This is a genomic window from Microbacterium sp. RD1, assembly GCF_052220165.1.
Taxonomy (GTDB): domain Bacteria; phylum Actinomycetota; class Actinomycetes; order Actinomycetales; family Microbacteriaceae; genus Microbacterium.
On sequence record NZ_JBQPOL010000004.1, the window covers coordinates 34625 to 57078 of the forward strand.

Annotated in this window: 23 protein-coding genes; 19 read left to right on the forward strand and 4 right to left on the reverse strand. The window is 70.2% G+C overall.

The genetic code is table 11. From position 1 onward, the window contains the following. The 8 genes from lepB (at nucleotide 1) to ACTU3I_RS16885 (ending at nucleotide 6519) form a co-directional block, all read left to right on the forward strand. Nucleotides 1–759 carry a signal peptidase I gene (lepB, locus tag ACTU3I_RS16850; protein WP_442926882.1) on the forward strand — a complete coding sequence of 253 codons (759 nt, stop codon included), beginning with the start codon at nucleotides 1–3 and terminating at the stop codon, nucleotides 757–759. Then, nucleotides 756–1415, forward strand: coding sequence for a ribonuclease HII (locus ACTU3I_RS16855; protein WP_442926883.1), 660 nt, complete (start codon nucleotides 756–758; stop codon nucleotides 1413–1415). The genes lepB and ACTU3I_RS16855 overlap by 4 nt, the downstream gene beginning before the upstream one ends. A gap of 48 nt (nucleotides 1416–1463) precedes the next feature. Further along, nucleotides 1464–1787: a DUF2469 family protein gene (locus tag ACTU3I_RS16860; protein WP_125132127.1), complete on the forward strand. Its 324-nt coding sequence runs from the start codon at nucleotides 1464–1466 to the stop codon at nucleotides 1785–1787. Nucleotides 1788–1888: 101 nt separating this feature from the next. Further along, nucleotides 1889–2251 (forward strand): YraN family protein, encoded by a 363-nt coding sequence (locus tag ACTU3I_RS16865; protein WP_442926884.1) that lies wholly within the window; start codon nucleotides 1889–1891, stop codon nucleotides 2249–2251. Further along, nucleotides 2248–3786 (forward strand): YifB family Mg chelatase-like AAA ATPase, encoded by a 1539-nt coding sequence (locus ACTU3I_RS16870; protein WP_442926885.1) that lies wholly within the window; start codon nucleotides 2248–2250, stop codon nucleotides 3784–3786. The genes ACTU3I_RS16865 and ACTU3I_RS16870 overlap by 4 nt, the downstream gene beginning before the upstream one ends. Beyond that, complete coding sequence (gene dprA / locus ACTU3I_RS16875; RefSeq protein WP_442926886.1) at nucleotides 3783–4961, forward strand: DNA-processing protein DprA; 1179 nt, start codon at nucleotides 3783–3785, stop codon at nucleotides 4959–4961. The genes ACTU3I_RS16870 and dprA overlap by 4 nt, the downstream gene beginning before the upstream one ends. A 51-nt stretch (nucleotides 4962–5012) precedes the next feature. Then, nucleotides 5013–5915, forward strand: coding sequence for a tyrosine recombinase XerC (locus tag ACTU3I_RS16880; protein ID WP_442926887.1), 903 nt, complete (start codon nucleotides 5013–5015; stop codon nucleotides 5913–5915). A 19-nt stretch (nucleotides 5916–5934) separates the two neighbouring features. Next, nucleotides 5935–6519, forward strand: a complete 585-nt coding sequence (locus ACTU3I_RS16885; RefSeq protein ID WP_442926888.1) for a hypothetical protein — start codon at nucleotides 5935–5937, stop codon at nucleotides 6517–6519. A gap of 1 nt (nucleotide 6520) precedes the next feature. On the opposite strand, the gene ACTU3I_RS16890 is transcribed toward ACTU3I_RS16885, so the two are convergent. After that, the gene (locus tag ACTU3I_RS16890; protein ID WP_442926889.1) at nucleotides 6521–6979 is read right to left on the reverse strand and encodes a peptidoglycan DD-metalloendopeptidase family protein; all 459 of its coding nucleotides are present in this window, start codon (nucleotides 6977–6979) and stop codon (nucleotides 6521–6523) included. Nucleotides 6980–7286: 307 nt separating this feature from the next. Between ACTU3I_RS16890 and rpsB the strand changes: the two genes are divergently transcribed. The 9 genes from rpsB (at nucleotide 7287) to ACTU3I_RS16935 (ending at nucleotide 14079) form a co-directional block, all read left to right on the forward strand. Beyond that, on the forward strand, nucleotides 7287–8276 hold the full coding sequence (rpsB, locus tag ACTU3I_RS16895) for a 30S ribosomal protein S2 (protein ID WP_442926890.1): 990 nt from the start codon (nucleotides 7287–7289) through the stop codon (nucleotides 8274–8276). 92 nt (nucleotides 8277–8368) lie between these two features. Next, nucleotides 8369–9196, forward strand: a complete 828-nt coding sequence (gene tsf, locus ACTU3I_RS16900) for a translation elongation factor Ts (protein WP_442926891.1) — start codon at nucleotides 8369–8371, stop codon at nucleotides 9194–9196. A gap of 123 nt (nucleotides 9197–9319) precedes the next feature. Further along, the gene (gene pyrH / locus ACTU3I_RS16905; protein WP_442926892.1) at nucleotides 9320–10039 is read left to right on the forward strand and encodes a UMP kinase; all 720 of its coding nucleotides are present in this window, start codon (nucleotides 9320–9322) and stop codon (nucleotides 10037–10039) included. Between the two features lie 75 nt (nucleotides 10040–10114). After that, complete coding sequence (frr, locus tag ACTU3I_RS16910) at nucleotides 10115–10669, forward strand: ribosome recycling factor (protein WP_442926893.1); 555 nt, start codon at nucleotides 10115–10117, stop codon at nucleotides 10667–10669. Between the two features lies 1 nt (nucleotide 10670). Next, entirely contained in the window at nucleotides 10671–11723 is a 1053-nt protein-coding gene (locus ACTU3I_RS16915; RefSeq protein ID WP_442926894.1) for a phosphatidate cytidylyltransferase, read from the forward strand. Beyond that, entirely contained in the window at nucleotides 11720–12298 is a 579-nt protein-coding gene (locus ACTU3I_RS16920; RefSeq protein ID WP_442926895.1) for a DivIVA domain-containing protein, read from the forward strand. The genes ACTU3I_RS16915 and ACTU3I_RS16920 overlap by 4 nt, the downstream gene beginning before the upstream one ends. Before the next feature lie 75 nt (nucleotides 12299–12373). Further along, nucleotides 12374–13054 carry a transglycosylase SLT domain-containing protein gene (locus ACTU3I_RS16925; RefSeq protein ID WP_442926896.1) on the forward strand — a complete coding sequence of 227 codons (681 nt, stop codon included), beginning with the start codon at nucleotides 12374–12376 and terminating at the stop codon, nucleotides 13052–13054. A 12-nt stretch (nucleotides 13055–13066) separates the two neighbouring features. After that, the gene (locus tag ACTU3I_RS16930; RefSeq protein WP_442926897.1) at nucleotides 13067–13351 is read left to right on the forward strand and encodes a hypothetical protein; all 285 of its coding nucleotides are present in this window, start codon (nucleotides 13067–13069) and stop codon (nucleotides 13349–13351) included. Then, nucleotides 13348–14079, forward strand: a complete 732-nt coding sequence (locus tag ACTU3I_RS16935) for an alpha/beta hydrolase (protein ID WP_442926898.1) — start codon at nucleotides 13348–13350, stop codon at nucleotides 14077–14079. Before ACTU3I_RS16930 ends, ACTU3I_RS16935 begins: the two co-directional genes overlap by 4 nt. 2 nt (nucleotides 14080–14081) lie before the next feature. Here the strand turns inward: ACTU3I_RS16935 and ACTU3I_RS16940 are convergent, their stop codons facing one another. Continuing rightward, on the reverse strand, nucleotides 14082–15155 hold the full coding sequence (locus ACTU3I_RS16940; RefSeq protein ID WP_442926899.1) for an AI-2E family transporter: 1074 nt from the start codon (nucleotides 15153–15155) through the stop codon (nucleotides 14082–14084). 174 nt (nucleotides 15156–15329) lie between these two features. On the opposite strand from ACTU3I_RS16940, the gene ACTU3I_RS16945 reads away from it, so the two are divergent. Together ACTU3I_RS16945 and ACTU3I_RS16950 are read left to right on the forward strand one after the other, a co-directional pair. Beyond that, nucleotides 15330–17195, forward strand: coding sequence for a glycosyl transferase (locus tag ACTU3I_RS16945; protein WP_442926900.1), 1866 nt, complete (start codon nucleotides 15330–15332; stop codon nucleotides 17193–17195). After that, nucleotides 17192–18130 (forward strand): tetratricopeptide repeat protein, encoded by a 939-nt coding sequence (locus ACTU3I_RS16950; protein ID WP_442926901.1) that lies wholly within the window; start codon nucleotides 17192–17194, stop codon nucleotides 18128–18130. Before ACTU3I_RS16945 ends, ACTU3I_RS16950 begins: the two co-directional genes overlap by 4 nt. Before the next feature lie 66 nt (nucleotides 18131–18196). Here ACTU3I_RS16950 and glgB read toward each other — a convergent pair whose 3' ends face one another. Next, entirely contained in the window at nucleotides 18197–20377 is a 2181-nt protein-coding gene (gene glgB / locus ACTU3I_RS16955; protein ID WP_442926902.1) for a 1,4-alpha-glucan branching protein GlgB, read from the reverse strand. Continuing rightward, a complete protein-coding gene (locus ACTU3I_RS16960) occupies nucleotides 20374–22452 on the reverse strand; it encodes a maltotransferase domain-containing protein (protein WP_442926903.1) in 2079 nt (692 codons plus the stop codon). Before ACTU3I_RS16960 ends, glgB begins: the two co-directional genes overlap by 4 nt. Nucleotides 22453–22454: the final 2 nt, after the last annotated feature.

Genomic DNA, 22454 nt, shown 5'->3' on the forward strand with positions numbered 1-22454 from the left:
ATGAGCAGCGAGCAGGCCGCATCCGCTCCCGCGACCGAGCAACCGCGCCCGGCCGAAGAGGGCCGGCGTCGTGGGTGGCTGGTGTTCCTCCGCGATGTCGTGATCATCGTCGTGATCGCCCTGCTGGTGTCGTTCCTGGTGAAGACGTTCCTCGTCCGGTCGTTCTACATCCCTTCGGCCTCCATGGCGCAGACGCTGATCGTGCAGGACCGCATCCTCGTCGACGAGATCACCCCCCGCTTCGGCGCTTATGAACGCGGAGACGTCGTCGTCTTCCGTGACCCGGGCGGCTGGCTCCCGCCGTCGACGGCTCCCGCCCGGCCGGCGATCGTTGAGGCCTTCGACTGGGTGCTGTCGCTCGTCGGACTGTCGGCGCCCGACAGCGACGACCACCTCATCAAGCGGGTGATCGGGCTCCCCGGAGATCACGTCGTCTGCTGCAACGCCCTCGGTCAGGTGACGGTCAACGGCGTCCCGCTCGACGAGACCGGCTACCTGAACCTCCCGCCCGGGCGCACGGCACCCGAGCCGGTGACCTACGACGTCGTCGTCCCCGACGGCTCCCTGTGGGTGCTCGGCGACAACCGCGACAGCTCGCGCGACTCCCGCTACAACCAGGATCAGCCCGGTGGCGGTTTCGTGCCGCTGGACAACGTCGTGGGTCGCGCCTTCCTCGTCACCTGGCCGTTCGACCGGTTCGGCACGATCGACTTCCACCACGACGTCTTCGCCGGCGTCCCGGAGGCGGAGAGGCAGTGACCGTCGTCGAACCTCGCCTGACGCTCGAGCGGCGGCTGCTCAAGGAGCATCCGTTGATCATCGCGTGTGATGAGGTCGGCCGAGGTGCCCTGGCGGGCCCGGTCGCGGTCGGCGCCGCCGTGATCGACCCCGAACGATCCCGCAAGCGCATCCCCGCAGGACTACGCGATTCGAAACTCGTCCCCGAGCACAAGCGCGCCGAGGTGGCCTCCCGCGCGGCGTCGTGGGTGGCGGCGAGCGCGGTGGGGTGGTCGAGCTCCGCCGAGATCGACGAGGTCGGCATCATGCGCGCTCTCGGCCTGGCCGCCATCCGCGCGATCGCCGACCTGCGCGCACACGGCGTCGCAGCGGAATCGGCGCTGGTGATCCTCGACGGGAACTACGACTACATCACGGCTGCGGGGGCGTCGGATCTGCGCGTGACGCCGGTCATCAAGGCAGACCGCGACTGCGCCAGCGCGGCCGCCGCATCCGTCATCGCCAAGGTCGCACGCGACGCGGTGATGACGGGGCTTCACGACGAGCTGCCCGCCTATCGGTGGGCGCGAAACAAGGGATATGCCAGTCCCGATCATCGGGAGGCCATCCGCGAGCACGGGATGAGCGCGCACCACCGTCAGTCGTGGGCCATCGCCGACGCGCCCACCCTGTTCTGATCCCCTGCCCGGCGCCGGGTGCACCGGCACGCCTAGGATGGAGGCACCATGGATGACGATGTCTTCGAGGATTACGACCGTGAGCTGGAGCTCGCCCTCTATCGCGAGTACCGCGACGTCGTCTCGCAGTTCCAGTACGTGATCGAGACGGAACGGCGCTTCTACCTCGCGAACGAGGTGAACGTCGTACGACGTGACACCGAGCACGACTTCTACTTCGAGATCTCGATGACGGATGTGTGGGTGTGGGACATCTATCGTGCCGACCGCTTCGTGAAATCGGTGCGGGTGCTCACGTTCAAGGACGTCAACGTCGAGGAGCTGTCCCGCCGCGACTTCCAGCTGCCTGAGGAGCTGTCGCTCGACGGCTGAGCAGGATCCACTCCTCCTCCCCAGGCGCGCGGCGCGGATCGGAGTCCACCGTTCCGACTCCGGCGTGACAGCGCGACCCGCCGCCGCGCGAGTCTGTCGGCATGGCAGCGAAAGACGATCTCGGCAGAGCCGGTGAGGAGCGCGCCGCAGCGCATCTGCGCGCGCAGGGCTACACGATCGTCGACCGCAACTGGCGGTGTCCGCAGGGCGAGCTCGACATCGTGGCGGTCACGCGAAGCGAGCTCGTCGTGGTGGAGGTCAAGACCCGGCGCTCCGACCTGTTCGGCCACCCGCTCGAGGCGGTCGATGCGCGCAAGGCCGCGCGTCTGTGGCGACTCGCGATGGCATGGATCGCCGCGCATCCGGATGCTGCCCGCGGTCGCCGCCTGCGTCTGGACGCCATCGCGCTCACGGGGCCCGACCCCGCAGACGCCGTGCTCGAGCACCTCGAGGGTGCGCTGTGACCACCGCCCGAACGCTCTCCGTCGCCCTGGCAGGTCTGGAGGGATCCGTCGTCGAGGTGGAGGCAGACCTCAGCAACTCGACCCCCGGCTTTCGCATCATCGGCTTGCCCGACAAGGCCATCGGCGAGGCCACCCAGCGCGTGGCGAACGCGTGCGCGAACCGCGGGATGCCACTCCCGCGGCGCCGGCTGACGGTGAATCTCTCCCCGGCGAGCCTCCCGAAGCAGGGGTCCGGCTTCGACGTGGCGATCGCCGTAGCGGCTCTGGGAACCGAGCTTTCCCTGGACGCGGCCCGCGTGGCATCGACGGTCCACATCGGCGAGCTCGGCCTCGACGGGCGGCTCAGGCCGCTTCCCGGCGTACTTCCGGCGGTGCTCTCCGCTGCCCGCGCGGGGGTGGCGCGCGTCGTCGTCCCGTATGCCAACCGCGCGGAGGCCGAACTGGTGACGGGCATCGAGGTCCACGCCGCAGTGTGCCTGGCCGACGTGCTGCGACTCCATGGCGCAGCCGTGGACGCCCCCGACCTCGACCCCGTGCCCGCGGTCGATCCACCGCGTCCGTCCGCCGCGGCCGAGGCGCTGGATCTCGCCGACGTGATCGGTCAGCCCGAGGCGGTCGAGGCGCTCGTCGTCGCGGCCGCGGGCGGCCATCATCTGCTGCTGAGCGGTCCTCCGGGCGCCGGGAAGACCATGCTCGCCCGACGCCTGCCCGGCATCCTGCCGCCTCTCGATGATGAGGCGGCGCTCACGGCGGCCTGTGTGCGATCGCTCAGCGGGGAGGCGGTGATCGGTCTGCATCGCGAGCCGCCGTGGGAGGCGCCTCATCACAGCGCGAGCGTCGGCGCACTCGTGGGCGGTGGCTCTCGCGTTGTCCGCCCCGGCGCGATCGCCCGCGCCAGCGGCGGGGTGCTCTTCCTCGACGAGGCGGGCGAGTTCGCGGCGTCCGCCCTGGACGCGCTGCGGCAGCCGCTGGAGACGGGACGCATCCACATCCACCGCGCCGCCGCTCACGCCGCGTACCCCGCGCGATTCCAGCTCGTTCTCGCGACCAATCCGTGCCCGTGCGGCCAGTACGGGGTTCCGGGCGGCGCGTGCGTGTGCGCGCCGCAGGCGATCCGCCGCTATCTCGCTCGGCTGTCGGGGCCGCTCCTGGATCGCATCGACATCGAGCTCGCGCTGCGCCGCGTGTCGGTCGCGCATCGGGAATCGTCGCCGGCGGTGACCGAGACGACCGCGGGTGCGCGCCGGCGTGTGCTCGAGGCCCGTCGATGCACAGCGGAGCGGCTCCGCGGGACGCCGTGGACGCGGAACGCGGATGTTCCGGGCACCTGGCTGAGGCAGGGGCCCCAGGCTCCTCCGCCGTCCGTCCGCCGGCCGCTCGACGCGGCTCTTTCCCGCGGTGCGCTCACACTCCGCGGCTACGACCGCGTGCTGCGCGTGGCCTGGACCCTCGCCGACATCGCCGGACGCGCCGCCCTCGACCTCGGCGACGTCGGCAGGGCGCTGTTCCTCAAGCGCGGTGTGGCGACACTATGACCGGCGCATTCTTCAGCACGACCGCGGCGTCCCGGGTGCTCGCCGGCGTGCGCCCGGCGGATGCGGCCACCCCCGATGCCCTGGCCCGCACGGCGTGGAGTGTCGTGACGGAACCCGGCGATGGGGTGGCCGGTCGCCTGCTGGCCGCATACGGCGCGGTCGAGGCTGCCGACCGGATGTTCCGCGGCGCGCTCACGGCCGTCCCGGGGGTGACCCCCGCCGAGCTTCGTGCCGCCCAGGAGAGGTGGGAGCCGCGCGTGGAGCCGGACGCCGTCCGCACCGCCGTCGACCGTGCGCGCCGCAGCGGCGTCCGCGTGATCGTGCCCGGCGATCCCGAGTGGCCCGCACGTGTGGACGACCTGGGGGAGCACGCTCCGCACGCGCTGTGGGCACGGGGTCGGCTCGAAGGACTCGACGACGCCCCGGCGGTCGCGATCGTCGGCGCGCGGGCGGCCACGGGCTACGGCGATCACGTGACCGCGGAGCTGGCCGCCGAACTGGCGGCTGACGGCATCACGATCGTCTCGGGGGCGGCCTACGGCATCGACGGGGTCGCGCACCGGAGCACACTCGCTGCCGGCGGGCGCACGGTCGCGCTTCTGGCCGGCGGCATCGACCGGCCCTACCCCTCCGGTCACGCCGAGCTCCTCGATCGCATCGGCAGAGAGGGTGCCGTCGTGGGGGAGACGCCGTGCGGGACGAGTCCGACGAAATGGCGGTTCCTCGCGCGCAACCGGCTGATCGCCGCTCTCGCCGATGCCACGGTCGTGGTCGAGGCGGGGCTGCGCAGCGGCTCCCTCAACACCGCCGCGCACGCGGCGAGCCTCGGACGCGGCCTGGGTGCTGTCCCGGGCCCGGTCACCAGCGCCGCCTCGGCCGGATGCCACCGCATCCTGCGATCCTTCGATGGCGTGTGCGTCACCGGCGCCGACGACGTCCGCGAGATGCTGGGCCTGGCGAGCGGGCCCCCCGAGACCGGTCCGGCAGGCCCATCGCGTGAGCTCCTGCGGCTGCTCGACGCCGCGAGTACGCGCGTGCCCCGGGATGCGCGGGAGCTCGCGCGCCTGAGCGGGCTGGGACTGACCGAGGTGGAAGCGCTGATCGGCATCGCGCAGCTGGAAGGGTCGCTGCGTGCGGACGGACGGAGCGGATACCGGCGGGCGCCGACCCGGTGACGCGCCGACGCCGCGGACAGCACGGCCCGGCGGACGGGGCATTCTGGGGGCATGCAGTTGAGCGCCGCGATCGAGGCGTATCTCCGCGAACTGGCGGAGGTCCGTCGGCTCGCCCCCGCCACCGTGCGCGCCTATCGATCCGATCTCGCCGACCTCGTGACGGCGATCGGCGATCTGTCTCCGGCGGAGGTCGACATCGAACACCTGCGCGAGTGGTCGTGGGCCGGTGCCCAGCAGGGGCTGGCCCGCAGCACCCTCGCCCGCCGCACGGCCGCGGTGCGGGGGCTCTTCCGGTGGGCGACGGAGGAGGCGATCATCCCGGCCGACCCGAGCCTGCGCCTGGTCACTCCCAAGCGAGGCCGCACGCTGCCGCACGTCGCCTCAACCGACGCGCTGCGCATCGTCCTGGATGATCTGGCGGAGCGCGCATCGGGCGGCGACGCCGTCGGCCTCCGGGACTCCGCCGTCCTGGAGCTTCTGTACGGCGCCGGCTTGCGGGTATCGGAGCTGTGCGGATTGGACGTCGACGACCTCGATCCCGCGCGTCGCACCGCGCGCGTGCTGGGCAAGGGATCGAAGGAGCGGGTCGTGCCGTACGGAGGGGCGGCAGCGCGCGCGGTGGAGGCCTATCTCGTGCGCGGTCGACCGACGCTGTCGGCACGCGCGTCCGATGCCGGCGCTGCCCTGTTCCTCGGCACGCGCGGGCGACGCCTCGGCCCGCGGAGCGTCTACGACCTGGTCGCCCGCACCGTCGGCCCTGTGGTCGGCTCCGCGGCGGTCGGCCCGCACGCGCTGCGCCACTCCGCAGCTACCCATCTGCTGGACGGCGGGGCGGATCTCCGTGCGGTCCAGGAGCTGCTCGGGCACGCCAGCCTCGGGACGACGCAGATCTACACGCACGTCTCGAGCGAGCGTCTCAAGGAGACCTACCGTGTCGCTCATCCGCGCGCGTGAGCACCGATAGCGTGAGGAGATGAGAACCCCGCGACGACTCGCCTTCAGCATCGTCCTCGTCGCGGCCACGACCCTCGTCGCCTGTGCCTTCGTGCCGGAGACCCGCGTGACCAGGCTCCCCACCGACAACCCGCGCACCACCGCGTCGGCGTCGCCCTCGGTGACCGAGACTCCCGCCTCGCCCACCCCGGCGGTCCGGACGACGGCGCCGGTGCCGCAGCCCGAGCCGGTGGCCGACTGCGGCGGTCAGCCGATCGTTCTCGACGCCAGTTCTCCGACCTGGACGATCTCGGGGACCTGTCCCGACGTACAGATCCACGGCAGCGAGCTCGTCATCGACGCCGAGCAGGCGGACGCGGGGGTCGTCGTCGTCGCCGGTGACCGCATCAGCGTGCGGATGGGCGCCGCCGGTTCGGTGACCGTTCAGGGCAACGACGTCTTCGTGGACGCCGACGGCATCTCCTCCCTGACGATACGGGGCGACCGCAACACGATCGAGACGCGGAGCGGCGTCGGCGGCGTGCTCCTCCAGGGCAACGACAACGTCGTGCGGGGGAGCGTGGGACAGGTGGCGGACGAGGGCGAACGCAACGCCGTGGGCTGAATCAGCAGCACGGCAGAAGGACGGCGCGCGGCACACCGCCGAGAAAGCGGAGCGGATTGACGTACGCGCCGTCCACACGGGCGCCCAGATGAAGGGTGCCCGGCGGGGCGTGGCCACCGCCGACGACCACGCCGACCGTCTGACCGCGCGTGACCGCAGCGCCGGACGACAGCTCGCTGCGCACGGGCTCCAGCGTGCTCACGACCCCGCCACCGTGATCGATCGTGAGCACAGGCCGGTCGACGACGGTCCCCACGAACGCGACCACACCGTCATCGGGCGCGCGGACGGTTCCGATCGCGGCCACATCGATCCCGCGATGGCCGGGCGCATAAGCGTGCGCCGGGGCGACGTAGGGTTCGACGACCCGGACGGGCGAGGCCGGCCAATCCCAAGATGGCGGGGCAGCCGACGGGGCGGCGGTGACGGCGAGAGTCGCCGCGAGCAGTAGGCGCAGCATCCGTCCACCTTGCCGGTGCGCCTCCGCCCCGCGCGGCGCGGCAAGCCGAACGGGGGACAACCTCCCGCGGCGGGCGGCTGGGGAGGGCGGACTGGTACACTGGAAGGGCATCCCGTTCCACGGGGTGACTCCGCGTGCCCACAGCGCACCGCGACCCAACCGGATCGCACCGCGCGGCATCCCACATCCAACGGTCTGCTTGCTCCGGCAAGCAGCGGATGCGTGCCGGGCACCAGGCTCGCCGCCTTTCGGTCGGCGCAGATCAACCGCAACCATGGCGCAACGCGCCAAGAGAAGGAGAACGGCCATGGCCGTCGTCACCATCCGCCAGCTGCTCGACAGCGGCGTGCACTTCGGACACCAGACCCGCCGGTGGAATCCGAAAGTCAAGCGCTTCATCCTCACCGAGCGCAGCGGCATCCACATCATCGACCTGCAGCAGTCCCTGTCGTACATCGACAAGGCGTACGAGTTCGTCAAGGAGACCGTGGCCCACGGCGGCACGATCCTCTTCGTGGGCACGAAGAAGCAGGCGCAGGAAGTGCTCGCCGAGCAGGCGACGCGCGTCGGCCAGCCCTACGTCAACCAGCGGTGGCTCGGCGGTCTCCTCACCAACTTCCAGACGGTCTCCAAGCGCCTCGCGCGCATGAAGGAGCTCGAGGAGCTCGACTACGACAACCCTGCCGACAGCGGCTTCACGAAGAAGGAGCTCCTGCTCAAGAAGCGTGAGCTCGACAAGCTGCACAAGTCGCTCGGTGGCATCCGGAACCTCCAGAAGACGCCGTCCGCGATCTGGGTCGTCGACGCCAAGCGCGAGCACCTCGCGGTGGACGAGGCCAAGAAGCTCGGCATCCCCGTGATCGGCATCCTCGACACCAACGCCGACCCGGATGAGTTCCAGTACCCCATCCCCGGCAACGACGACGCGATCCGCTCGGTGAGCCTGCTCACCCGCATCATCGCCGACGCGGCCGCCGAAGGGCTCATCCAGCGCCACCAGCCGGCCGGTGAGACGGCCGAGGCCGCGGAGCCCCTCGCCGAATGGGAGCGCGAACTGCTCGAGTCCGGTGCGCCGGCCCAGTCGTCCGCCGAGACGGAGAAGGTCGCCGACCTCGCTGAGGCGCAGGCCGAGGCGAACGAGATCATCGCCGGGGAGCAGGTCGCCGAGGGTGAGGCCGCCACCGAGTCCGCCGCCGACGCCGAGGGCGCCGCCGCTCACGACGAGGCGATCGCCGACGCGTCGGGGGAGACCTCGGACGAGATCGCCGCGGCCGAGGTCTCCCCCGACGCGAAGTAATCCGCCGCATCCAACGAATTCCGTGAGCGGGGCCGTCCAGCGCGGCCTCGCTCACGTACCCCTGAGAACTCACCAGAACTAGGAGCCGCTACATGGCAAACTTCACGATCGCCGACATCAAGTCGCTGCGCGAGCAGCTGGGAACCGGCATGGTCGACACGAAGAAGGCGCTCGAGGAGGCCGACGGCGACGTCGAGAAGGCCGTTGAGATCCTGCGCCTGAAGGGCGCGAAGGGCAACGCCAAGCGCGCCGACCGCTCCACGAGCGAAGGCCTCGTGGTCGCCCGCGAGCAGGGTGGCAAGGTCACGCTGCTCGAGCTGGCCTGCGAGACCGACTTCGTCGCGAAGAACGACCGCTTCATCGCCCTCGCCGACAAGGTCGTCGAGGCCGCTGCCGCTGCCGGAGCCGACTCGGTCGAGGCCGCCCTCGCGGCCGACGCTGACGGCAAGAGCGTCGAGCAGCTGATCTCCGACGAGGCCGCGATCATCGGCGAGAAGGTCGAGCTGCGTCGCGTTCGCACGCTCTCGGGCGATCACCTCGAGGTCTACCTGCACAAGACCAGCAAGGACCTGCCGCCGCAGATCGGCGTCGTCCTCGCCTACTCGGGCGACGACGCGGAGACGGCTCGCAGCATCGCGCAGCACATCTCGTTCGCGAACCCGTCCTACCTCTCCCGCGACGAGGTGCCCGAGGCCGATGTCGAGAAGGAGCGCGAGATCGTCACCGAGATCTCGCGCAACGAGGGCAAGCCCGAGGCGGCGCTGCCGAAGATCGTCGAGGGACGCGTCAACGCGTTCTTCAAGCAGGTCGCCCTGCTCGACCAGGACTACGCCAAGGACAACAAGCAGTCCGTCGCGCAGGTGGCCAAGAACGCCGGCCTGACCCTCACCGACTTCGCCCGCTTCAAGGTCGGCGCATAGTCTTCGACAGGCTCACGCCCACCGGTCGACCGGCTCAGCGAGGCGGCCCGGGATGCATCGCGTCCCGGGCCTTCTCTCTGCCCGCCGGGACGATAGGTTGAGATCCGACGAGAGGGAAGACACGTGATCGATGAAGCGACGGGGCGCCGCCGCGTCCTGCTGAAGCTCTCCGGGGAGGCTTTCGGTGGCGGCCAGCTCGGGGTCAACCCGGACGTCGTGAGCCAGATCGCGCGAGAGATCGCCGCGGCGGTCGATCGCGTCGAGATCGCCGTCGTCGTCGGCGGTGGCAACTTCTTCCGCGGCGCCGAGCTCAGCCAGCGCGGGATGGATCGCGGACGAGCCGATTACATGGGCATGCTCGGCACCGTGATGAACGCCCTCGCGCTGCAGGACTTCCTCGAGCAGGCCGGCGCCGCCACGCGCGTACAGTCGGCCATCTCGATGACGCAGGTCGCGGAGCCGTACATCCCACGCCGCGCCGAGCGCCACATGGAGAAAGGGCGCGTCGTGATCTTCGGCGCCGGTGCCGGCCTGCCGTACTTCTCCACCGACACCGTCGCAGCGCAGCGCGCACTCGAGATCGGGGCCACCGAGGTGCTCGTGGCCAAGAACGGCGTGGACGGCGTGTACACCGCCGATCCGCACAAGGACCCGACAGCGGTCCGCATCGACAGCATCACCTACATGGATGCGCTCCAGGGAGGGCTGAAAGTGGTCGACTCCACCGCCTTCAGTCTCTGCATGGACAACGGCATGGACATGCGGGTGTTCGGGATGGAACCGGCCGGCAACGTCACCCGCGCACTGCTGGGAGAGTCGATCGGCACGCTCGTCAGCGTCTGATCCCGGCTCGTCGTCCGCGGACGAGGGGGTGCCGATGTCTAGACTGGGGGGTCGAGCCCTACGAATGGAGTTGCCGTGATCGCCGATGTTCTGGCCGACGCCGAAGCGCGCATGGACCGAGCCGTCGAGGCGGCCAAGGAGGATTTCGCCACCGTCCGCACCGGTCGCGCCAACCCCCAGCTGTTCCAGAAGGTGATGGTCGACTACTACGGCTCTCCGACGCCCCTCTCCCAGCTCGCCTCGCTGAACAACCCCGAGGCGCGCTCGCTCATCGTCACCCCGTACGACAAGTCGGCTCTGAAGGCCATCGAGCAGGCGATCCGCGACATGCCGAACCTGGGCGCCAACCCCTCGAACGACGGGAACATCGTGCGCGTCACGCTCCCCGAGCTGACCGCGGACCGTCGCAAGGAGTTCGTGAAGCTCGTGCGCACGAAGGGCGAGGACGCGAAGGTGCACGTCCGCGGCATCCGCCGGAAGTCGAAGGACGAGCTGGATGCGCTGAAATCCGACGTCGGAGAGGACGAGCTCAACCGCGCGGAAAAGGAGCTGGACGCGCTGACCAAGGCCCACGTCGACGCCATCGACGAGGCGCTCAAGCGCAAAGAGGCGGAGCTGCTCGAGGTCTGAGATGCCCGACACTTCCGGACCGGACGGCGCTGCGCCGCTCGATACGCCGCCCACCCGGCGTGAGGCGGCGCGTGCTCGTCGCGCGCAGAGCGCTGCGGATGCGGGGCCGACTTTCCAGACGCAGATACGCGCCGCGCGGAGCGAGTTCGAGAGTCAGGTGGCGCACGCCCGCGCCGAGTTCGAGGAGGCCAACGCCCGGCTGAAACAACGGACCGGCCGCGACATCGTGCTTGCGATCGTCATCGGTCTCGCCGCCGGCGTTCTGGTGCTGGCATCGCTGTTGTTCCTGAAGTGGATCTTCTTGCTGTTCGCGCTCGCGGCGGCATCGCTGGGCGTCTTCGAGTTCACGCGTGCTCTCCAGGCCGCTGGTCGCCGGGTCGACCTGATCCCGCAACTCATCGCAGGCGCCCTGCTGCTGGTTTCCGGCTACTTCGCGGAACTGTGGTTGCACTGGGTCGCCACCCTCGCCGCCGTGGCTTTCGTCGTCGTCTGGCGTCTTCTCGGCCAGATGTTCGCGCGCGACGGCCGCACGTACGGTGCCGTGCTCTCGGATGTGATCATCTCCGGGTTCGTGCAGCTGTACGTGCCGTTCCTCGCCAGCCTCGCGCTGGTGCTCCTCAGCCAGGACGGCGGGGAGTGGTGGGTTCTCGCCTTCCTGATCGTCACCGTCGTCGCTGACACCGGCGCCTACGCGTCCGGTCTCGCGTTCGGTCGGGGCGGGCGGCACCCGATGGCTCCGCGCATCAGCCCGAAGAAGACGTGGGAAGGGTTCGCGGGGGCGACTGTCGTGGCGCTGGCGGCCGGCGTGCTGCTGGCGCTCTACATGCTGGGGCTTCCCTGGTGGGCGGGCCTCATCTTCGGCGCGGTCATCCTCGGGACCGCCACCGCCGGTGACCTCGGCGAGTCCATGATCAAGCGCGATCTGGGCATCAAGGACATGAGCTCGTGGCTGCCCGGGCACGGCGGTGTCCTCGACCGGCTCGACTCGATCCTGCCGTCGGCGACGGCGGCCCTCGCCCTGTTCTATCTCCTGAGCCCCCTGGCGGTGAGATGAGTCTCGATACCGAGCAGACCGACGATACGGGCCACACCCCGTTCCCCGACGCCCCCGGGCGTTCGAAGGGTTACGAGAAGCGCGCGGTCGACGCCTTCCTCGCCCAGGCGCGCTCCGCCTTCGAAGCCGACGACGCCGAAGCGCTGCGGTCGGTCGAGGTGCGCTCGGCGGCGTTCCCCCTCGTCCGACGCGGATACGCCATCGACGCGGTGGACGCGGCGCTCGGACGCATCGAAGACGCTTTCGCGGCACGTGAGCGCGAGCAGGCCATGAGCCGGCGGGGTGCCCGGGCCTGGGTGGCGGAATCGCGCGAGACGGCCCAGGTCGTCCTCGACCGCCTGCTCCGCCCGCGCGGCCGCCGGTTCGAGCGTGTCGGATTCCTCCGGTACGGCTACCGAGTCGACGAAGTGGACCTCGTCGGCGACAAGATCGCGCGCTACCTCGCGTCCGGTGAGCCGTTGACGGTGGAGCAGGTGCGCTCGGTCGCGTTCCGGATGCAGCGGGGCGGCTACCGTGAAGTGCAGGTCGATGCTGTGCTCGACGCGGTGGTCGAGGTCGTCCTCGCCGTCGGCTGATGATCCGCGCGGGGGAGATGGCACGCCCGATGTCGCGAGGCTAGAATCGGACGCATTGTGACCTCCGGTACCGAGATGACGCGCGCCACCTCCGGACGGATCGTCCGCAGGACACCCCCCGGTGCCGTCGACGTCGTTCCGCCTCCCACCGCGCCCCGCCGGGCTCCGCGGTGGTCTCGCCGCCGCGGTGTGCTGGCGGGTTTCGCGGCGTTCGCCGCGCTCGGGTTCGTCGCTGCCTACGTGGGCCCCACCGGGGCGGCCCTGGCCGAGGTCGAGACCGCCTCCGTAAGCATGTACAAGTGGTCCGAGGGGGATGCGCAGACGTGGTCGTCCGTCGTCGCCGAACGTGAGGGCGCAGCCTCCCTCGATCGAGCGGGCTACTCGGTGTACGTCACCCCCAAGCCCACGCCGACACCGACCGCCAAGGCTACAAGTGGCGGCGCGGGCTCCGCGCCATCCCGCCCGCAGTACACCGGCGGCGGGTCGCCGGCGGAATGGATGGCGGCGGCAGGCATCCCCGAGAGCGATTGGGGATACGTCGACTACATCGCCAAGCGCGAGAGCGGCTGGAACCCCAACGCGACCAATAAGTCCTCCGGAGCCTGCGGTCTGATCCAGGCCTACCCGTGCAGCAAGGTGCCGGGCAACGGATACGACCCGGTCGACAACCTCCGCTGGGCGAACGGGTATGCGAACGGCCGGTACGGAAGCTGGGCGAGCGCCTACGACTTCTGGACCCGAAACCACTGGTGGTGACGATAACCCGTCGTGCCCCGTTCACACCGCAGACGCCCTGAGCCCGAGGGCGAGGACTCCTTCGCGCGGCTCCTGGCCGGATGGAAGCGCACGGAGACGCGTCGCGGCGTGGAGTGGACCGTGCAGCCGGTGTCGGCGCCATCGGCGCAGAAGCCCTACACCTGTCCCGGCTGCGCACGCACGATCGAGCCCGGGGTCGCCCACGTCGTCGCGTGGCGCTCCGACGGCGTGCTCGGCGACGCCGCCGATCTCGCCGGCCGCCGTCATTGGCACACCCACTGCTGGAGGATCAGTTGAGCACAGAAATCCGTGGCCCCATCGTTCTGCCTGCGCGCCGAGAAGAGGTCGACCTGGTCACCGACGACGGTCTGACGCTGGTGGGGGAGTTGGCGCTGCCGGCGGACAGAGACCCTGTCGCGACGCTGGTGACACTTCATCCGCTTCCCACGGCGGGCGGTTTCATGGATTCGCACATCCTGCGCAAGGCCGCGGCGCGGCTTCCCGCCCTCGCTGACCTCGCCGTGCTGCGGTTCAACACGCGGGGCACGTCGTCTCCGCGAGGCACGAGCGAGGGGACGTTCGACGGTGGCGAGGCGGAGCAGCACGACGTGGCAGCGGCGGTGCGGTTCGCCGCCGAGCGCGGCCTGCCCCGGCAGTGGCTCGTCGGATGGTCTTTTGGCACCGAGCTCGCCGTGAAATACGGCCTCGACCACGAGATCGAGGGCGCCATCCTGCTCTCCCCGCCACTGCATCGCGCGACGCCCGAGGAAGTGGCCGCGTGGGCGGGGGACCGACGACGCCTCATCGCGCTCATCCCGGAGTTCGACGACTATCTGCGCCCCGCCGAGGCGGCGGCACGGTTCGAGAGCGTCCCCGACGCGACGCTGATCGCCGTGGAGGGCGGCCGCCACCTGTGGGTGGGGGAGAGCCAGACCCGACGGGTGCTCGAGGAGATCGTGTCCGTGGTGAATCCGTCGGCGCTGCCGCTGCCCGTCGAATGGGACGGACCGTCGGCGGCGGCGTAGGCCTATCGCTCGTTCTGCCGTGGGATCAGCACTTGGCGGTAGATGATGAGGATGCTGGCGGCGACGGGGATGGCCACGAGCGCCCCGAGGAGCCCGAGCAGCGAACCGCCCGCCAGCGCGGCGATGACGACGACGGCGCCGGGGATCGAGACTGCACGATTCATGATGCGCGGGGAGATCACGTACGCCTCGATCTGCATGTAGATCAGGTAGTAGATCGCGGCGATGAGAGCGGTCGTCGGGGATCCGACCCCCGGGATGAGGCACGTCAGGACGATGATCGCCGAACCCGTCAGAGTTCCGACAAGAGGGATGAGCGAGAAGCAGAACGCAACGACGGCCAGTACCGCGGGGAACGGCGCCCGGACGATCGAGAGGAAAATGAAGCTCAGCACACCGTTGATGACGCCGAGGCTCAGCTGCCCGATGACGTAGTAGCCGACGGAGTCGGTGATCTGCTCGGCCAGGTCGATGAAGTGGGCCCGCTTGGAGGCGGGAACGAGCTGGTAGACGGCGGCCTTGAGCGATGGCGTTGAGGCGGTGAAGTAGATCGTCAGAATGAGGATGATGAAGGCGCCGCCGAGCCCGGCGGCGACCGCCCCACCCACGACGAGGATGCCCTCCCCGACGTTCCCCGAGATCGTGCCGAAGTCGAGTGTGCCCCACCAGTCCTCGAGATAGCTCCAGGCGAGGTCGATGTCGAGCGCAGGGAAGACGCCCTCCAGCCATTCGCGCACGTTCTGAAGCAGCGCCGGCCATCCCGTCTCCTGGATGAGATCGTCGATCTGTTCGACCAGCTGCGCGATCTGACTGGCGATCACCGGGACGATCGTCAGGATGATGCCGGCGAAGACGCCGAGCACCCCCACGATCGTGACCAGCACGGCCGCCCAGCGCGGAAGCTTCCGGCGCTCGAGCCAGGAGATGACCGGATCCAGACCGAGCGAGAGGAACAACGCGGTTCCGACGTACAGGAGGATCGTGGAGAGCGTCTGGACGCTGTTGATCAGCAGGAGTCCGACGCCCACGCCGAGGGTCGCGACCAGCGCGACGCGGAACGGATTGTGGATCTTCACGCCTGCTCCTGTTCCCGCGCCGAGGGTGGCGCATCCGGTTCCTCAGGATAAGGGCGAGCGCGCCCCCACCCCGTCACCGACCCCCTCCTGGGCAACTTTCAGGTCGATTTCGCTAGTCTGAAATGTCGTGTGTACGGCTCGACCCGACGAGCCGGCGCGGGAAGGTGTGAATTCGTGCGTTTCGTGTGGGCCGTGGCGGCGTTCGTCGTGGCCGCGTTGATGATCGGCCTGGGGATCGCCCAGCGCACGATCTTCCAGGCTCCGCCCGCGGCGAGCACAGCGGTGCCCGTCGGCGAGGACGAGGCGTACACCGTCATCGACGGTGAGGTGCTGAACCTGTTCCCGGGCGCACAGACCCTGACGGCCGAGGGCGACGGGACGGTCTTCGCCGCCTACGGGAGGACCGCCGACGTGCAGGCGTGGCTCGCAGACGTCCCCTACAACCTCGTCACCGTCGGGTCCGAGGGCGCTCTGCGCACCGAGGTGATCGAGCCGGAGACCGACGGCGATGCCGGCACGGATGCCACGGCCACCCCCGCGCCTCCCGACGCGGCCGCACCGACCGAGCCCGCCCCCGCGGGCGAGGAGGCCGACGCGGCCGCGCGCACACCCGTCGGCTCCGATCTGTGGCTCGACGAGTTCCAGCAGGAACGGCGGCTGTCGACCCCGCTGAAGCTGCCCGACACGATGAGCGTCCTCGTCGCTGCCGATGGCGCCGAGCCGGCGCCCAGCGAGATCGCCCTGACCTGGCCGGTGGACCGGAGCACGCCGTGGGCCGGACCGCTCATCGTCGGCGGGGGCGTGATCCTGGTGGTCGGCGTCGTGCTGTACATCCTGGGCATCCGTCACGTGCGCCGCTCACGAGGGCCGCGCCGGAAGGGCCTCCCGCTCGCGGTGACCGAGCCGATCGACCTGGCGGTCGAGGGCTCCGACAAGGGCGTCATCAGTGCGGGCGCCCCTTCGCGTCGTCGAGGCCTCCCCGGCCGCCGGACGCTCGTCGCGCTCCCCGCGGTCGCGGTGTCGGGTCTGCTGTTCGTCGGCTGCTCGTCCGAGGCCTGGCCGCAGCTGCCGGCCTCGGAGACCCCGTCGCCGACGGCGACGGTCATCGTTCCGGAGGGTCAGCAGCCTCCCGCGGTGACCGAGTCGCAGGCCAAGCGCATCGTGACGCGCATCTCGGAGTCGGTCGCGGAGGCCGATGCCGCGATGGACCCCGCGGCCGCCGGCATCCGTCTGGGCGGCACCGCCCTGGCCGAGCGTGAGACGAACTATGCGCTGCGCGGGGCGCTTCCCGACCTCGCGCCGCTTCCGGTGATCCCCGACAGCCCGGTCGAGATCGTGCTGCCGCAGCAGTTCGAGGGCTGGCCGCGTTCGTTCATGACGGTCGTCGAGGATGCGGACGACTCCACTGTCGCCCCGACGATCATGCTGATGACGCAGGACGACCCCTGGTCGGAGTACAAGGCCACGTTCATCGCGAGCCTCGAGGCCGCCACCCTCCTTCCCGACCTTCCCGCGACGTACGTCGGAGCGCCGATGGCCCCGCCCGACTCGCCCTTCCTGCGCATCCAGCCCGACCAGCTCGCCGCGGCCTACGCCGACATCATCGACAACGGGCAGAACAGCCCGTACTGGGGCGATTTCGACGTCGAGGGCGACCTGCTCCTGCCGAGCATCGCGCAGAACCGGCAGCAGCGCCTCGACGAGTTCAACCAGACCGGCTCGAGCACGGCGAGCCTGTCGTTCCAAGCCACCGCGGGGAACTCCGCGCCCATGGCCCTCACGACGCTTGACGGCGGGGCCATCGTCGCCGTCGACGTCTTCGAGAATGACACCGTCAAGCCCACGAACCCCGATGCGGTGATCCGCCTCGACGGCAACGCCCAGGTCAAGACCCTGACCGGCCTCGAGCAGTCGGCGAAGGGGTTCGCGACGACCTACGTCGACCAGCTGTTCTTCTACGTGCCGCTGGAGGGGAGCAACGATCCCATCCGGCTGCTCGGGTACCGGTCCAACATCCTGCAATCCAAGGAGATCGAGTGAGCACTCCTCCCCCCGGAGCCGTTATGCGCGGCGCCGTCGACCTGTCCTCCCTGCGCAACCGTCCGCAGCCTCCCGCTCCGGGCGAGCAGCCCGCTCCCGCGGGCGGCGGCGCGGTGCCGTCGCTGGTGATGGATGTCACCGACGCGACGTTCGGTGCCGTGCTCGAGCTGTCGCGCACCGTCCCCGTGGTCGTGGATCTCTGGGCGGAATGGTGCGGCCCCTGCAAGCAGCTCAGTCCGATCCTGGAGAAGGTCGTTCTCGAGCTCGGCGGGCGTCTCGTCTTGGCCAAGGTCGACGTGGACGCGAACCCGCAGCTCGCGCAGGGTTTCCGCGCGCAGTCGATCCCGATGGTCGTCGCTCTCGTGGCGGGCCAGCCGGTGCCGATGTTCACCGGTGCGGTGCCCGAGCAGCAGGTCCGCGACGTCTTCTCGCAGCTCCTGCAGCTCGCGGCGCAGAACGGTGTGACCGGAACGGTCGCCGTCGACGGTGCCGAGCCCGAGGCGGAGCCGGCGGAACCGCCGCTTCCGCCGCTGCACGCGGAGGCCTTCGAGGCGATCGAAGCGGGCGACTATCGGCGCGCGATCACGGCGTACGAGAACGCCCTCGCCGAGAATCCCCGTGACGCCGACGCCCGCGCGGGGCTCGGTCAGGTGCGCCTGCTCGACCGTGTGCAAGGCGCCGATCTTCAGGCTGCCAGGGACGCGGCGGCGGCAGCACCCACCGATCTCGACGCGCAGTTCCTCGTCGCCGACCTCGATCTGGCGGGCGGGCATGTGGAGGACGCGTTCGATCGCCTGCTCGACCTGTTCTCGATCCTCCCGGCCGACGAGCGAGCGCCGGTGCGCGAGCGCCTGCTGGAGCTGTTCGGACTCATCGGCGATGCCGATCCCCGCGTCCTGGCCGCCCGGGGCCGGCTCTCCTCGCTGCTCTTCTGACCATTTGCGTGAATCGGCTGCTATATCGCGCGATATAGCAGCCGATTCACGCAAGCGGACGGGGCCTTAGCCCTTGCCCGGCGCGGGGAGCCGGGCGGCGTCCTTACGGTGATGCAGCCACAGGGTGCCCAGCGGCGGCAGGGTGAAGACGGCACGGCCGCTGTCGTCCGCGCGGACGACTCCGAGATTGCCGACACCGGAGCCGCCGTAGGCCTCCGCGTCGGTGTTGAGGATCTCGGTCCAGACCCCGCGCTCCGGGAGCGTGAGCTCGTACGCGTTGATCGGCGCGCCCGAGAAGTTGCACACGACCACCACGGTGTTGCCGTGCCAGTCGCGACGGGCGAAGGCGAGCACGTTCGTGTTCCAGGACGGGCCTCCCAGGCGTGAGAAGGCGCTCCCATCGCTGTCGCGCGACCACAGCGCGGCCTGGTCGACGTAGACGTGATTCATCGCCGCGACGAAGTCGTGCAGCTGTGCGTGCGAAGGCTGCTCCAGCATCCACCAGTCCAGGCCACGGCCCTCGGACCACTCGGACATCTGGCCGAACTCCTGCCCCATGAACAGCAGCTGCTTGCCCGGGTGCCCCCACATGTAGGCGAGATAGGCGCGCATGTTCGCGAGCTTCTGCCAGTGGTCACCCGGCATACGGCCGAACAGGCTCCCCTTGCCGTGCACGACCTCGTCGTGGCTGACCGGAAGGATGTAGTTCTCGCTGAACGCGTACACGAACGAGAACGACAGCTCGCCCTCGTGGTGCGAGCGGTAGAGCGGATCGCGCGAGATGTACTGCAGCGAATCGTTCATCCAGCCCATGTTCCACTTCAAGCCGAAGCCGAGGCCGGCGTGGTCGGTGGGCGCGGTCACCCCCGGGAAGCTGGTGGACTCCTCCGCGATGATCGCGATGCCCGGGTAGCGCTTGTACGCCGTCCCGTTGACCTCCTGCAGAAACCGGATGGCTTCGAGGTTCTCGCGCCCGCCGTACTGGTTGGGCGCCCATTCGCCGTCCTGGCGCGAATAATCCAGGTACAGCATCGACGCGACCGCATCGACGCGCAGGCCATCGACGTGGAACTCCTCGAGCCAGTACAACGCGTTCGCGACGAGGAAGTTGCGCACCTCGTTGCGACCGTAGTCGAAGATCAGCGTCCCCCAGTCCTTGTGCTCCCCGCGGCGGGGGTCGGGGTGCTCGTAGAGCGGCTCGCCGTCGAAGCGGGCCAGCGCGAAGGCGTCCTTGGGGAAGTGCCCGGGGACCCAGTCCATGATCACGCCGATGCCGGCCTGGTGGAGCCGGTCGATGAGGTAGCGCAGATCGTCGGGGGAGCCGAAGCGGCTGGTCGGGGCGTAGTAGCCGGTGACCTGATAGCCCCACGATCCGCCGAAGGGGTGCTCGGCCAGGGGGAGGAACTCGACGTGGGTGAACCCCTGCGCCGTCACGTACTCCACGAGCGGATCGGCGGCGTCGCGGTACGACAGTCCGGGCCGCCACGACCCGAGATGGATCTCGTAGATCGACATCGGTCCCGACAGGGGCTGCGTGCGCGCGCGCCGCCGCATCCATTCGGCGTCCTCCCACTGGTAGGACGAGTCGGTGACGACGGATGCGGTGGCCGGCGGCACCTCGGCGAACCGGGCCATCGGGTCGGCCTTGAAGATCCACTCGCCGGAGCGTGTGAGGATCTCGAACTTGTACGTCATACCGGCGCTCAGGCCCGGGATGAACAACTCCCACACGCCCGTCCCGCCCATCGACCGCATGGCGTGCGGCTGGCCGTCCCAGTTGTTGAACTCGCCGGCCACGCGCACGGCGCGCGCGTCCGGAGCCCACACGGTGAACGCGACGCCGGAGGAACCGTCCATCGTCCGCACGTGCGCGCCCAGCACGCGCCACAGCTCCTCGTGCCGCCCTTCGCCGATGAGATGCAGGTCGAGCTCACCGACGGACGGAAGGTGCCGGTACGGATCGTCGGTGGTGTGATCGGGGGCGCCCTCATAGGTCGCCGTGACCGTGTAGCGCCGGGGCTGCCGGGGGACCGCTGCCTCCCAGATGCCCGCGCGCACGTGCTCGAACCGCACCGCGTTGCCGTCGTCCAGAACGGCCGTCACGGTCGTGGCGAGCGGCCGTCGCACGCGGATGCGCCACGTGCCGTCATCCGCCGCGTGAAGCCCCAGGACGGCGTGGGGGTCGTGGTGGCTGCCCGCGGCGACCGCGTCGAGCAGGCCGGCATCGGGGACGGTGGCGGGTGTCATCGTGACTCCTTCACGGCGAGGATGTGCACGGGCTCGCCGAACGCGTCGAGCCGTACGAAATTGTGGTCGGTCCAGGTCCACTCGGCCCCGGTGACCAGGTCCTGCACCTGGTAGGGCTGCCCCGGCTCCACGCCCCACACGCGCGTGTCGAGATGCACCATGGTCTGGCGGGCGGAGTGAGGATCGACGTTGGCGACGACGATCACGGTGTCGGACGTCCCGGTCCCGGTGAGCGCGGCGTCGAGGTGCTTCGAGTAGACCAGGATGGCGTCATCGTCGCTCCAGTGCACCAGCAGATTCCTCAGCTGCAGGAGGGCCGGGTGCGCGCGGCGCGCCGCGTTCAGCATCCGCAGGTATGGCGCGAGCGACTCGCCGCGCTCCTCGGCACCCTGCCAGTCGCGGAGCTTGTACTCGTACTTCTCGTTGTCGAGGTTCTCCTCCGACCCGGGGCGGGCGACGTTCTCGAAGAGCTCGTACCCGGCGTACACGCCGTACGTCGGCGCGGCCGTGGCCGCCAGCGCCGCGCGCACCTTGTACGCGGGGCGCCCGCCGTACTGCAGGTATTCGGTGAGGATATCGGGGGTGTTGACGAAGAGATTCGGCCGCAGGTAATCGTCCGTCTCGGTGGCGAGGCCGGTGAAGAACTCCTCGAGCTCCTCCTTGGTGTTGCGCCAGGTGAAGTAGGTGTAGCTCTGCTGGAACCCTGCCATCGCGAGACCCCGGAGCGGCGCGGGGCGCGTGAAGGCCTCGGCCAGGAACACGACGTCCGGGTGCTCCGCGCTGACGGTGGCGATCAGCCACTCCCAGAACTGCAGCGGCTTGGTGTGCGGATTGTCGACGCGGAAGATCAACACGCCCTGCGCGATCCAATGGCGGACGATGCGCAGCACCTCGGCGCGGATCCCTTCGGGATCGTTGTCGAAGTTGATCGGGTAGATGTCCTGGTACTTCTTGGGCGGATTCTCCGCGTACGCGATCGATCCGTCGGGAAGGGTCGTGAACCACTCCGGGTGCTCCGTCACCCACGGATGGTCCGGGGCGGCCTGGAGCGCGAGATCCAGGGCGATCTCCAGCCCCTCGGCGCGCGCGGCGCGGACGAAGGCGCGGAAGTCGGTCAGGGTTCCGAGATCGGGGTGGACAGCGTCGTGGCCGCCCGCGGCCGATCCGATCGCCCAGGGCGACCCCGGGTCGCCCGGCTGCGGGTCGAGGGTGTTGTTGCGGCCCTTGCGGTTGCGTTCGCCGATCGGGTGGATGGGCGGCAGATACAGAACATCGAAACCCATCTCGGCGACCGCGGAGAGCCGCCGTGTTGCGGTGCGGAAATTGCCGCTGCGGATCGTGCCGTCCTTGAACAGGCGTGCGCCCTCGGAGCGCGGGAAGAACTCGTACCACGCACCGACACCGGCGCGGCGTCGCTCGACCAGCATCTCGAGGTCGCCGCCGACGCTTCCGAGCGTCGTGAGCGGACGGTCGGCGAAGAACGCGGCGATCGCGGTGTCGCGAACGATCCCGAGTGCGGCTTCGTCGGCGACGGCGGCGTCGCGAAGCACGGCGGCCGCCCCCTCGAGGGTCATCCGCTCCGCCCGCGGGCGCGTCTTGTCGGCGATGGCACGCTCGAACAGCTGCGCGCCGATCTCCCTCATCAGCGCGGGGTCCACCCCGGCGGCGATCTTCAGCTCGGCGGCGTGCTGCCACGTGGCGAAGTCGTCCGAGAACGCCTCGAAGCGGTATCGCCAGATGCCCTGCTCCAGGGGCACCACCAGGGTGCTCCAGCGGTCGAAGCCGTCGCCCAGCGCGCTCAGACGATGCAGGGCCTCGTCCCCGGACGGCGAGAACACACGCACGTGCACGCCGATGAGATCATGCCCCTCGCGAAATGCCGTCACGGTGAACGGGACCGCTTCCTCGACATACGCGGACGGTCGGAATCTGCCGCCCGGAACGGACGGGCGCGGGAGGGCCAGCGGGATCCGCGGCGTCACCGTCTCGCTCGGTGTCGCCGTCGCCGGGCGCACGGGGATGGAGGCGGCGCTGCGCCACGGGCGGGGGGTGGAGAGTCGCGTCGGAGGTGCCACGA